Below are 13,403 nucleotides of genomic sequence, written 5' to 3' on the forward strand. Positions count from 1 at the left end.
TTACAAAATCCGGAATTTAAGCGAAGCGACCTGGAACGGTCCGCGAGACAAGGTAACAGCCCTGTAGCTGAAAGGTTCGGATCTCCCGAGTGGATCCTGAGTACGGCGGAACACGTGAAATTCCGTCGGAATCCGGGAGGACCATCTCCCAAGGCTAAATACTCCCTAGTGACCGATAGTGAACCAGTACCGTGAGGGAAAGGTGAAAAGCACCCCGGAAGGGGAGTGAAACAGATCCTGAAACCGTGTGCCTACAAGTAGTCAAAGCCCGTTAATGGGTGATGGCGTGCCTTTTGTAGAATGAACCGGCGAGTTACGATTGCATGCAAGGTTAAGCTGAGAAGGCGGAGCCGCAGCGAAAGCGAGTCTGAATAGGGCGAATGAGTATGCAGTTGTAGACCCGAAACCAGGTGATCTACCCATGTCCAGGGGTGAAGGTAAGGTAACACTTACTGGAGGCCCGAACCCACGCACGTTGAAAAGTGCGGGGGATGAGGTGTGGGTAGCGGAGAAATTCCAATCGAACCTGGAGATAGCTGGTTCTCTCCGAAATAGCTTTAGGGCTAGCCTCAATCGTTTAGAATCCTGGAGGTAGAGCACTGTTTGGACTAGGGGCCCATCCCGGGTTACCGAATTCAGACAAACTCCGAATGCCAGTGATTTATGATTGGGAGTCAGACTGCGAGTGATAAGATCCGTAGTCAAGAGGGAAACAGCCCAGACCACCAGCTAAGGTCCCCAAATATCCGTTAAGTGGAAAAGGATGTGGCGTTGCTTAGACAACCAGGATGTTGGCTTAGAAGCAGCCATCATTTAAAGAGTGCGTAATAGCTCACTGGTCGAGTGACACTGCGCCGAAAATGTACCGGGGCTAAACGGATTACCGAAGCTGTGGATGGACCTCATCTGAGGTCCGTGGTAGGAGAGCGTTCTAAGGGCGTTGAAGTCAGACCGGAAGGACTGGTGGAGCGCTTAGAAGTGAGAATGCCGGTATGAGTAACGAAAGACGGGTGAGAATCCCGTCCACCGAATGCCTAAGGTTTCCTGAGGAAGGCTCGTCCGCTCAGGGTCAGTCGGGACCTAAGTCGAGGCCGATAGGCGTAGACGATGGACAACAGGTTGATATTCCTGTACCACCTCCCCGCCGTTTGAGCAATGGGGGGACGCAGAAGGATAAGGTGAGCGCGCCGTTGGTTGTGCGCGTCCAAGCAGTGAGGCGTGGAATGAGGCAAATCCCATTCCTGATACGTTAAGCTGTGACGGCAAGAGGATTCATCCTCGAGTCCCTGATTTCACACTGCCAAGAAAAGCCTCTAGCGAGGCGGGAGGTGCCCGTACCGCAAACCGACACAGGTAGGCGAGAAGAGAATTCTAAGGTGAGCGAGTGAACTCTCGTTAAGGAACTCGGCAAAATGACCCCGTAACTTCGGGAGAAGGGGTGCTCTGGTAGGGTGTTACAGCCCGAGAGAGCCGCAGTGAATAGGCCCAGGCGACTGTTTAGCAAAAACACAGGTCTCTGCAAAACCGTAAGGTGACGTATAGGGGCTGACGCCTGCCCGGTGCTGGAAGGTTAAGGGGAGTGCTTAGCGCAAGCGAAGGTGCGAACTGAAGCCCCAGTAAACGGCGGCCGTAACTATAACGGTCCTAAGGTAGCGAAATTCCTTGTCGGGTAAGTTCCGACCCGCACGAAAGGCGTAACGATCTGGGCACTGTCTCAACGAGAGACTCGGTGAAATTATAGTACCTGTGAAGATGCAGGTTACCCGCGACAGGACGGAAAGACCCCGTGGAGCTTTACTGTAGCCTGATATTGAATTTTGGTGCAACTTGTACAGGATAGGTAGGAGCCTTTGAGCCCGGAGCGCCAGCTTCGGAGGAGGCGTCGGTGGGATACTACCCTGGTTGTATTGAAATTCTAACCCACACCCCTGATCGGGGTGGGAGACAGTGTCAGGCGGGCAGTTTGACTGGGGCGGTCGCCTCCTAAAGAGTAACGGAGGCGCCCAAAGGTTCCCTCAGAATGGTTGGAAATCATTCGCAGAGTGTAAAGGCACAAGGGAGCTTGACTGCGAGACGTACAGGTCGAGCAGGGTCGAAAGACGGGCTTAGTGATCCGGTGGTTCCGCATGGAAGGGCCATCGCTCAACGGATAAAAGCTACCCCGGGGATAACAGGCTTATCTCCCCCAAGAGTCCACATCGACGGGGAGGTTTGGCACCTCGATGTCGGCTCATCGCATCCTGGGGCTGTAGTCGGTCCCAAGGGTTGGGCTGTTCGCCCATTAAAGCGGTACGCGAGCTGGGTTCAGAACGTCGTGAGACAGTTCGGTCCCTATCCGTCGCGGGCGCAGGAAATTTGAGAGGAGCTGTCCTTAGTACGAGAGGACCGGGATGGACACACCGCTGGTGTACCAGTTGTTCTGCCAAGGGCATCGCTGGGTAGCTATGTGTGGCCGGGATAAGTGCTGAAAGCATCTAAGCACGAAGCCCCCCTCAAGATGAGATTTCCCATTGCGCAAGCAAGCAAGATCCCTCAAAGACGATGAGGTAGATAGGTTCGAGGTGGAAGCGTGGCGACACGTGCAGCTGACGAATACTAATCGATCGAGGACTTAACCAAAATGGCTTTCTGAAGAGCGCGTTTCCTGTATTCAATGTCGAATATCCAGTTTTGAGTGAACAAGTCACTCTGAAAAAAATAGTCCAGTGATGATGGCAAAGAGGCCACACCCGTTCCCATCCCGAACACGGAAGTTAAGCTCTTTTGCGCCGATGGTAGTTGGGGGTCTCCCCCTGTGAGAGTAGGACGTCGCTGGGCACATGGAAAGTCGTTACCGTAGCCGGTAACGGCTTTTTTGTATTTAAAAAGTAAAACTATCTTATATAATTCAAGGAAATGTAGGATTAAAAAACTTCAATTTGGGGGAAACTGAAGTGAGGTGAATATCATGAAAGCAGGTTTATATAAAGTAGAAAACATTGATAAACGCTCAGCTTTACTCATTTCACTTGATGGAGAAAAGGAACATTTTACTTTTCCAGTAGCCGATTTCACGCACAATGTCTCTAAGGGTGATGTAGTGGAAATTTGGAGAGAAGGCGTAAAGTGGACAACCAAATACCGAGAAGAAGAAACAAGGTCAGCATCGAGCCACGCAAAAGACTTCGTAAAAAAAATACTTGAACAAGAATAAAATCATTTAATGTCTCGGGAATCACTCTCGGGACATTTTTAATTATTTTGGCATCGAATCATACTATTTGAAATGCACAAAATGTATAGTGTATAATTAAGTCAAATATAGTCAAAGTCAGTTTTGACATATTAGTATCGAAGAGGTGATGACGATGCGGAATATTTCTGATGTAATTGAAGGTTATTTAAAAGAAGTTATCGAATTAAGCGATAGAGAACATATTGAAATAAAGCGCAGCGAAGTTGCTCAAAAATTTCAATGTGTTCCTTCGCAAATTAATTATGTTATAAATACTCGTTTTACTGTCGACCGTGGATATATCGTTGAAAGCAAAAGAGGCGGAGGCGGTTATATTCGAATTAAGCGGATTCGCTTTCATCAAAAGGCAGATTTTATTGCTGAGATTATTGAGCGATTGAAGCAGGGTGCGACACAAAGTATGGCTGAAGACATTGTCTTTCGGTTGCTTGATGAAGAGATTGTCTCTAAGCGTGAAGCCAACTTGATTTTGAGTGCGGTTGATCGATCGACATTGCTGATGCCTTTGCCGGTCCGTGATGAAATTAGAGCAAGAATATTAATTGCTATGCTGTTTACCTTAAAGCATCAGCCGAACATGTAAGGAGTGGTAATATGATTTGCGATCAATGCGGCGATCGGCCTGCCTCCGTGATAGTAAAACAGAATATCAATGGGCAAATGACTGAACGACAGTTATGCCATGTATGTGCAGCAGGAAACCACAATTTTAATATTGTTTTTGAACAGGATCCTCTAGCGATACATCAATTACTGTCTAATTGGTTTCCAAACCAGCAAACTTCTCCAAATCCAATAAAAAAAGAAGTGGCTGTTTGCCCGTCCTGTGGATTTACATTTAATAAGTTTCTAAAGTTAGGTAAATTCGGGTGTGCTGAGTGCTATGAAGTATTCGAGTCTCAATTGGATGAGATCTTTAAAAGACTTCATAACGGAAACAGTGAGCACACTGGCAAAATACCCGCTTCTTATGGAAGTACCTTAAAAATAAAAAAAGAGATTGAAGAGCTGCGTAAGCAAATGAAGTCTTCAATTGAGCAGGAGAATTTCGAACAGGCTGCAAAGTTAAGGGATCAGGTAAAAGCTCTTAATGTTCAGCTGGAAGGAGGTGCTTCTGATGGCAATTGAGCGCTTTCTTCAGCCAAGGGCAAGCAGTTGGATGTCGAATGACGGTGAGAATGTAGATATTGCAATGAGTACTAGAATTCGACTGGCCCGAAATTTGAACAATTTTAAATTTCCTTATGCTTATACGGAAGACGAGGCTTTGAAAGTAGACAAGGAAATATCTGCTGTCTTGCTCGATAAGGGAAAAGAATTGAAACATTCCTTTACTCATATTAGTATTCAAGAAACTCCTCAATTAGAAAGAGAAGTTTTAGTAGAGAAGCATTTGATTAGCCCTTATTTAGCAAAAGGCACTCATTCGGGGTCAGTATTGATTTCGGAAAATGAGGAACTCAGTATTATGGTAAATGAGGAAGATCATTTGCGTATTCAAAGTTTGCAGTCAGGCTTTCATTTACAGGAAGCTTATCAACGAGCGAATGAGTTAGACTCTTTACTCGAAAAACACTTATCTTACGCTTTTCATGAAAAGTATGGATATCTAACAAGTTGTCCGACGAATACAGGAACTGGAATGCGCGCATCTGTCATGCTCCATTTGCCAGCGTTGACCATGTCTCACCAAATCACTCGCATTATTCCAGCTATATCACGTTTAGGAATGGTAGTAAGAGGTATTTACGGAGAAGGCAGTGAAGCGCTTGGAAATGTTTATCAGATTTCCAACCAAGTTACGCTTGGGAAATCAGAATATGAGATTCTGCAGGATCTGGAAAATATGACAGATCAGATTATCCAGCAAGAGCGCCGGGCAAGAGAAGCTATTTTAAGCAACTCTCCAGTTGTTCTGGAAGACCGAATTTATCGCTCGCTTGGCACGCTGACCAATGCAAGGTTGCTGACAACAGAAGAAGCGGCCACTTGTCTCTCCGATGTCCGTCTTGGAATCGACTTGAAAATGATTGAAGGCATGGACATGTCCATACTGAATGAGCTGATGGTATTTATGCAGCCCGCTTTTTTACAGCGCTATTCAGACAAGCCGCTGCAGCCGAAGGAAAGAGACTATGCCCGAGCCAAATTGTTCCGGGACCGTTTAAATAATGAAGATGTTACTAACAACAGAGGAGAGGATTTTGCATGATGTTTAATCGATTTACACAACGCGCACAAAAAGTTCTTCAATTAGCCCAAGAAGAAGCTATTCGTATGAAGCACGAGTCAATTGGTACTGAGCATATCCTATTAGGTTTAATTCGTGAGGGTGGCGGTATCGCCGCTAAAGCTTTGGAAGCGATTGAAGTGAACACGCAATTGATTGAAGAAGGAGTTAAAGAATTGGTTGGTGTCGGTGAGAAAGATGTAGGCCCAATCGTTCACTATACGCCAAGAGCGAAAAAAGTCATTGAACTTTCGGTTGATGAATCTCGTAAACTTGGCCATTCTTATATCGGAACTGAACATTTACTGCTTGCCTTGATCCGTGAAGGTGAAGGTGTAGCGGCACGCGTTCTTGGAAATGCCGGTGTCAGCTTGAACAAAGCACGCCAACAAGTCTTGCAGCTTTTAGGCAGCAATGAACAAGCGTCTACAGGAAGCAGCCCGAATGCTTCTGCAAACACGCCGACTCTTGATGGTCTGGCACGTGATTTGACGCAAGTAGCCCGTGAAGGCAGCTTAGATCCAGTGATCGGCCGCAGCAAAGAAATCACACGTGTTATTGAAGTCTTGAGCCGCCGGACTAAAAACAATCCAGTATTGATCGGGGAACCGGGTGTTGGTAAAACAGCGATTGCTGAAGGCTTAGCACAGCAAATTGTAAATAATGAAGTACCGGAAACTTTGCGCGACAAACGCGTAATGGTTTTAGATATGGGTACAGTTGTCGCAGGTACAAAATACCGCGGCGAGTTTGAAGACCGGTTGAAAAAAGTGATGGATGAAATTCGCCAAGCCGGCAACGTGATTCTGTTCATCGATGAGCTGCATACCTTGATTGGTGCTGGCGGTGCAGAAGGTGCAATCGATGCGTCAAATATCTTGAAGCCGTCCTTATCCGCGGTGAGTTGCAATGTATCGGTGCTACGACTTTAGATGAGTACCGTAAATATATTGAAAAAGACGCAGCCTTAGAACGCCGTTTCCAACCGATCCAAGTAGACGAGCCAACTGTTGATGAATCGATTCAGATCATTAAAGGGCTTCGTGACCGCTATGAAGCGCATCACCGTGTGAAAATTACGGATGAAGCCATCGAAGCAGCAGCAAAAATGTCTGACCGTTATATTTCGGATCGGTTCTTGCCGGATAAAGCGATCGATTTGATTGATGAAGCGGGATCTAAAGTCCGTCTTCGTTCGTATACGACTCCGCCAGATTTGAAAGAGTTGGAAGCGAAGTTAGAAGCGGCTCGTTCCGAGAAAAATGAAGCGGTGCAAAGCCAGGAGTTTGAAAAAGCGGCTTCGCTTCGTGATGCTGAACAGAAATTGAAAGACCAATTGGATAAAACGAAAAAAGAATGGAAAGAAAAGCAAGGCAAAGAAGAGTCTGAAGTGACAGTGGAAGATATTGCAACAGTGGTCTCTATGTGGACAGGCATTCCAGTATCGAAACTGGCTCAAACAGAGTCTGATAAATTATTGAACTTGGAAGAAATTTTGCATAACCGCGTCATCGGCCAAGAAGAGGCGGTAACCTCGATATCTAAAGCGATCCGCCGTGCACGTGCAGGGTTGAAAGATCCGAAACGTCCAATCGGTTCATTCATTTTCCTTGGGCCTACTGGTGTCGGTAAAACAGAGCTTGCGCGCGCGCTAGCTGAATCAATGTTCGGTGATGAAGACGCCATGATCCGCATCGATATGTCCGAATACATGGAAAGACACTCGACTTCACGCCTTGTCGGTTCGCCTCCAGGTTATGTCGGTTATGAAGAAGGCGGCCAATTGACTGAGAAAGTCCGCAGAAAACCTTATTCTGTCGTCCTTCTTGATGAAATCGAAAAAGCGCATCCGGATGTCTTCAACATTCTCTTGCAAGTGCTTGAAGATGGCCGCTTGACTGATTCCAAAGGACGCCGAGTAGATTTCCGCAACACCGTCATCATCATGACTTCTAACGTCGGTGCAGAAGAATTGAAATACAATAAATACGTTGGGTTCAATTTAGAAGATGCGAAAACGGATTATAAAGACATGAAGGGCAAAATGTTGGCTGAATTGAAGAAAGCCTTCCGTCCTGAATTCTTGAACCGTATTGACGACATGATCGTCTTCCATTCTCTTGAGAAAGAGAACCTTCGCGAAATTGTGACCTTGATGTCTAAGCAATTAACGGAGCGTTTGAAAGAACAAAACATTGATTTGGAACTGACAGACGCTGCGCTTGAAAAAGTAGCCAAAGAGGGGTATGATCCTGAATATGGAGCACGGCCTCTTCGTCGCGCACTTCAAAAATATGTAGAAGACCGTTTGTCTGAAGAGTTGTTAAAAGGCACAGCGATTGCAGGTCAGCGCATTGTATTTGATGTGGAGGACGACGAATTCGTTGTTCGCACCAATGAAGCGGTTACGGAAGTAAAGTAAGGTAAATTTTCCGCTCGCCGAGTTTCGGCGAGCGTTTTTTATTTGGAAAAGGAGGTACCCATGGCTAAGAAAAAGACGAAGTTTGTATGTCAGTCGTGCGGTTATGAGTCAGCTAAATGGATGGGGAAATGTCCAGGCTGCGGAGAATGGAATCAGATGGTGGAAGAAGTGGAAGTGGCTGCACCTAAAGGAACGCGAGGAGCGTTTCAGCATTCGGCTGCAGTTCCGCAAAAAGCGGTTTCCATAAATGCCATTGAGACAAAAGAAGAGCCGCGCGTAGAAACCGAACTTGAAGAATTAAACCGTGTACTCGGCGGCGGGATTGTTCCAGGATCGCTTGTTTTGATCGGTGGAGATCCCGGAATCGGGAAGTCGACTTTGCTGCTGCAGGTATCTGCGATGCTTGCGAACAGTGGAAGCCGCGTCTTGTATATTTCAGGTGAAGAATCGATTCGCCAAACCAAATTGCGCGCACAGCGTTTGAATGCCTCTTCTTCGGAACTCTATATCTATGCGGAGACCAATTTGGAATTGATCCATCATACGATTGAAGAAGTGGCACCGGATTTCGTCATTGTCGATTCCATCCAGACGGTACACCATCCGGAAGTGACATCTGCTCCCGGCAGTGTGACCCAAGTTCGGGAAAGCACGGCTGAATTAATGCGGATCGCTAAGACGAAGAATATTGCTATTTTCCTGGTAGGACACGTAACAAAAGAAGGGCAGATTGCCGGCCCTAGAATCTTGGAGCATATGGTGGATACCGTTTTGTATTTTGAAGGCGAACGCCATCATACGTATCGGATTTTGCGAAGTGTCAAAAACCGTTTCGGGTCGACCAATGAAATCGCGATTTTTGAAATGCTGCAAGGCGGATTGAAAGAAGTGCTGAATCCGTCTGAATTATTTCTTCAAGAACGCTCAAGCGGGGCAGCAGGCTCTACTGTTGTAGCATCCATGGAAGGGACGCGTCCGATTTTGGTTGAAATCCAAGCATTGGTCACGCCTTCAAGCTTTAACTATCCGAAGCGGATGGCTACGGGAATCGATCAAAACCGGGTGTCGCTTTTGATGGCCGTGCTTGAGAAGCGGATGGGCATGTTGCTGCAGGCACAGGACGCCTATATCAAAGTTGCGGGCGGCGTAAAATTGGACGAACCGGCGATCGACTTGGCCGTACTTGCGAGCATTGTTTCAAGTTACCGCGATCTCGCACCGAATGTCTATGATTGTATAATTGGTGAAGTAGGTTTAACAGGGGAGATCCGACGGGTATCCCGTATTGAACAGCGAGTTCAGGAAGCTGCGAAATTAGGGTTTAAACGGGCCATTATTCCAGCTTCGAATCTTGGCGGCTGGGATTATCCGGAAGGAATCCGAGTAGTCGGCGTTGAAAGTGTAAATGATGCGTTAAAAGAGATTTTCCCACAATAAAGGAGGCAATTTGCCTCCTTTTTCTTTAGCTAATTTCCTGAAAGGGTCTGCAGAGCGTTTCGTCATCAAAATGTGTATAATTATTATAAAGGAGGTGGAGTCTATGCTAAAAAGAATTATTCAAGTGTTATTTTTGCTTGTTGGTGCCACTGTCGGGATTCTATTTTTACCATACGGTTTTGAACTTATTCCTATTCTTGACAATCCCTGGGTCAATAATGCAATTGCATCTGCTTTAATCGGTGCACTTATCTTTTTTCTTTTGTCTCTATTGTTTGCGGATGCCATCGTTAGGTTTATGAAGTGGATGGAGGAAAGGCTTCTTCATGCCCCCACTCCGGATCTGCTGTTTGGTACAGTCGGACTCATCATTGGGTTGATTGTCGCTTTTTTGATCGGTTTTGCATTGAATACGATTGATATTCCGGTGGTGGCGACAGCGGCTCCGATCATCTTATCGGTGGTATTGGGATATCTAGGTTTCCAAGTCGGCTTCCAAAAGCGAGAAGAGATGATAGCAGCGCTGACGCCTCAACGTCTAGTGGTATCGAAAAAACCGGAAATTGAGGAAGCCGTTGAAAAGACTTCTTATAAGCTTCTGGATACGAGTGTCATCATTGACGGTCGGATTGCTGACATTTCCGCGACTGGATTTATGGAAGGGACGTTTGTCGTTCCTCAATTCGTGTTGTCGGAGCTGCAGCATATCGCCGATTCTTCCGATACTTTGAAAAGAACGCGCGGGCGCAGAGGGTTGGATATTTTGAAACGCCTTCAAAGTGAACGCGAAGGTGCTATTATGATTACGGAAGAAAGTTTTGACGAAGTCAGCGAAGTGGATTTGAAGCTGATGCGCGCCGCTAAAAAAATGGGCGGGCAAGTCGTCACAAATGATTTTAACTTAAATAAAGTCTGTGAGCTCCACAATGTTCCGGTCTTGAATATTAATGACTTGGCGAATGCGGTGAAACCGGTCGTAATCCCAGGAGAAGATATGCATGTCGTTGTTATTAAAGACGGGAAAGAACAAAATCAAGGTGTAGCTTATCTTGATGATGGTACAATGATTGTCATTGAAGACGGCAAAGGGTTTATCGGGCAAGCAATTGATGTTACGGTAACGAGTGTGCTTCAAACTTCGGCGGGCCGAATGATTTTCGCGAAACCGCGAGAAGGCCGCCAAGTCACAATGAATGGATAAAGGATGGCACAATATGAATTATACAGTCGTTCTTCCTGCTGCGGGCAGTGGGAAACGGATGAAGGCAAATAAGAATAAATTATTACTCGAGCTATTCGATAAACCGATTTTCCTTTATACCCTGGAAGTGTTCCAGCAGGATCCGAATTGCGAAAGCATTTGGCTCGCTGTCAAAAAGGATGAGCGTGAACTAATCGAAACTTGCGTCAACCAATACGGCATTACGAAAGTCCATGGCTATGCAGAAGGCGGAATGGAGCGGCAAGACAGTGTTAGAGCATGTCTTGAAGCGATTCCGCCTTGTGGCGTTGTATTGGTCCATGATGCAGCGAGGCCATTCATTGATCCGTCAGTCATTTCGGAACTGGTGGGAACCGCTCGTGCTTCTGGAGCAGCGATTGCAGCTGTTCCGGTAAAAGATACGATCAAAAAGGCACGGGATGGCATCATTACGGAAACGGTCAACCGCGAGCAATTATGGATGATTCAAACGCCGCAAGCTTTTCGATATGACTTGATTTTGGCAGCTGCACAGGCAGCAGCCAAAGATGGTTTTTTAGGAACGGATGAAGCGATGCTAGTGGAGCGCTTAGGGCATCCGGTAGAAATTGTGGAAAGTACGTACGAAAATGTAAAAATGACTACACCGGAAGATTTAATTTATGGCAAGGCCATTTTAGAAAACCGGAAACAGGAGGAACAGAAATGATCAGAATTGGACAAGGATACGATGTTCACCAATTAGCAGAAGGGCGCCCGTTCATTTTAGGCGGCATTGAAATCCCTCATGACAAGGGCTTGCTTGGCCATTCGGACGCAGATGTCTTGCTGCATACCATTACAGATGCAGCGCTTGGCGCAATTTGCGGCGGTGATATCGGCAAGCATTTCCCGGATACGGACCCGGAATTCAAAGATGCGGATTCGCGTAAATTGTTAACGCATATTTGGCAATACGTAAAAGAACAAGGCTATGAACTGGGCAATGTCGATTGCACCGTCATCGCACAAAAACCGAAGCTTGCTCCTTATATCGAACAGATGCGCGAATCGATTGCAGGCTTATTGGAAGCGGACATTTCACAGGTGAATGTGAAAGCCACAACTTCCGAACACTTGGGATTCACTGGCCGCGAAGAAGGGATCGCTGCACTTGCAGTCATCTTATTGACAAAACGCCGCTTCCGCTGGATGCTCCAGAGTGATAAAATAGAACATACTGTTATTCAATTAGGAGGAAAAAACATGACACAAGAAGTACGCGTACGTTATGCTCCGAGCCCGACTGGCCATTTACATATCGGCGGAGCCCGGACAGCGCTCTTTAATTATTTATACGCACGCCACAACAACGGGAAGTTCATCGTCCGCATCGAGGACACGGATATTGCCCGCAATATCGAAACAGGCGAATTATCGCAATTGGATAATTTAAAATGGCTTGGTTTGGAATACGATGAGTCCGTTGATATCGGCGGCGAATACGGCCCTTACCGCCAAATGGAACGTTTGGATATTTACAAAGGCTATGCCGATGAAATGCTCGAAAAAGGAACGGCTTATAAATGCTTCTGTACGCCTGAAAAGTTGGAAGCAGAACGCGAAGCACAAAAAGCGGCAGGAATTGCTGCCCCTCAGTATAGCGGAACATGCCGCAATTTAAGCGCAGAAGAAGTGGCAGAAAAAGAAGCGGCAGGAATGCCTTACACGCTGCGCATGAAAGTGCCGGCTAACGTAACATATGCATTTGAGGATTTGGTCCGTGGACCGGTTTCATTCGAATCGAAAGATGTGGGTGACTGGGTGCTGGTAAAAACGAATGGCATCCCGACTTATAACTTTGCTGTTGTAATTGATGATCATTTGATGAAAATTTCTCACGTATTCCGCGGGGAAGAGCATTTGTCAAATACACCAAAACAAATGATGGTTTTTGATGCTTTTGGATGGGATTATCCTTCATTCGGGCATATGACCTTGATTATTAACGAAGATCGCAAGAAATTGTCGAAGCGCGATGAGTCGATTCTTCAGTTCATTTCCCAATACAAAGACCTTGGCTATATTCCAGAAGCTTTGTTTAATTTCTTTGCATTGCTTGGCTGGTCTCCAGAAGGGGAGGAAGAAATTTTCTCGAAAGAGGAATTGATCCGCATCTTTGATGTGAAACGCCTTTCTAAATCGCCATCCATGTTCGATAAGCAAAAAATGATGTGGATGAACAATCAATACATTAAGCAAATGCCGCTTGATGAAGTGGTGAAACTCGCGCTTCCTCATTTGCAGAAAGCGGGCAAACTGCCTGAAGAATTATCAGAAGAACAAACCGTTTGGGCTGAAAAGCTGATTGCTTTGTATCATGATCAAATGAGCTACGGTGCTGAAATTACGGAGATTTCGGATCTGTTCTTCACAGAAGAATTGTCGTTCGGCGAAGAAGAGAAAGAAGTGCTGGCTGGCGAGCAAGTGCCGGAAGTGATGGCTTCGTTCATCGAGCAGCTTGAAAGCCTGGAAGCATTTGAACCTGCGGAAATCAAAGCAGCGATCAAAGCGGTCCAAAAAGCGACTGGCCATAAAGGCAAGAATTTATTCATGCCGATCCGCGTTGTTACGACAGGGCAAATGCATGGACCGGAATTGCCGGATTCCATTGCGCTTTTAGGAAAAGAAAAAACCATTGCACGCTTAGCTAAATTCGCACAGGCATAAGGCGAGTAGCTGCCGCAGAGAGTGCAAGAAATTGACTTATGGCGGCAAGCGTGTAAAATGAACTTACTATTAGTAAATCGTTGACGAGAAGAAGTAAATGCAGCAAGCTCCAAAGAGAGGATCATCACCGGCTGAAAATGATCCGGGCCGCTGCTGCGTTGAAATGCCT

General features: G+C 46.3%; 8 protein-coding genes, 2 rRNA genes, 2 pseudogenes and 1 other annotated feature (1 of these 13 running past the window's edge). All 12 genes and pseudogenes read left to right on the plus strand.

The features are described from left to right. A 23S ribosomal RNA gene (locus L0M13_RS00005) occupies positions 1-2,619 on the plus strand. An 82-nt stretch (positions 2,620-2,701) separates the two neighbouring features. Further along, positions 2,702-2,817, plus strand: a 5S ribosomal RNA gene (gene rrf, locus L0M13_RS00010). A 130-nt stretch (positions 2,818-2,947) separates the two neighbouring features. Beyond that, a complete protein-coding gene (locus L0M13_RS00015; RefSeq protein ID WP_235197787.1) occupies positions 2,948-3,193 on the plus strand; it encodes a hypothetical protein in 246 nt (81 codons plus the stop codon). Positions 3,194-3,347: 154 nt separating this feature from the next. Then, positions 3,348-3,818, plus strand: a complete 471-nt coding sequence (locus tag L0M13_RS00020) for a CtsR family transcriptional regulator (RefSeq protein WP_235199229.1) — start codon at positions 3,348-3,350, stop codon at positions 3,816-3,818. Between the two features lie 11 nt (positions 3,819-3,829). Further along, positions 3,830-4,363, plus strand: a complete 534-nt coding sequence (locus L0M13_RS00025; RefSeq protein WP_235197788.1) for a UvrB/UvrC motif-containing protein — start codon at positions 3,830-3,832, stop codon at positions 4,361-4,363. After that, complete coding sequence (locus L0M13_RS00030; RefSeq protein ID WP_235197789.1) at positions 4,353-5,447, plus strand: protein-arginine kinase McsB; 1,095 nt, start codon at positions 4,353-4,355, stop codon at positions 5,445-5,447. Before L0M13_RS00025 ends, L0M13_RS00030 begins: the two co-directional genes overlap by 11 nt. After that, positions 5,444-7,887 (plus strand): annotated as a pseudogene (clpC, locus tag L0M13_RS00035) (ATP-dependent protease ATP-binding subunit ClpC). Before L0M13_RS00030 ends, clpC begins: the two are co-directional and overlap by 4 nt. Before the next feature lie 60 nt (positions 7,888-7,947). Beyond that, positions 7,948-9,324: a DNA repair protein RadA gene (gene radA / locus L0M13_RS00040; RefSeq protein WP_235197790.1), complete on the plus strand. Its 1,377-nt coding sequence runs from the start codon at positions 7,948-7,950 to the stop codon at positions 9,322-9,324. A gap of 103 nt (positions 9,325-9,427) precedes the next feature. Then, positions 9,428-10,525, plus strand: coding sequence for a PIN/TRAM domain-containing protein (locus tag L0M13_RS00045; protein WP_235197791.1), 1,098 nt, complete (start codon positions 9,428-9,430; stop codon positions 10,523-10,525). A 13-nt stretch (positions 10,526-10,538) separates the two neighbouring features. Then, entirely contained in the window at positions 10,539-11,234 is a 696-nt protein-coding gene (ispD, locus tag L0M13_RS00050; protein ID WP_235197792.1) for a 2-C-methyl-D-erythritol 4-phosphate cytidylyltransferase, read from the plus strand. Further along, a pseudogene (gene ispF / locus L0M13_RS00055) lies at positions 11,231-11,689 on the plus strand (2-C-methyl-D-erythritol 2,4-cyclodiphosphate synthase); the annotation flags it as partial. The gene ispD and the pseudogene ispF, both read left to right, overlap by 4 nt. Before the next feature lie 81 nt (positions 11,690-11,770). Further along, entirely contained in the window at positions 11,771-13,234 is a 1,464-nt protein-coding gene (gene gltX / locus L0M13_RS00060) for a glutamate--tRNA ligase (RefSeq protein WP_235199230.1), read from the plus strand. A gap of 71 nt (positions 13,235-13,305) precedes the next feature. Further along, positions 13,306-13,403 (plus strand) — a binding site (T-box leader) (it continues 119 nt past the right edge of the window).

Origin of the sequence: Planococcus sp. 107-1 (assembly GCF_021513255.1) — a bacterium.
Lineage (GTDB): Bacteria > Bacillota > Bacilli > Bacillales_A > Planococcaceae > Planococcus.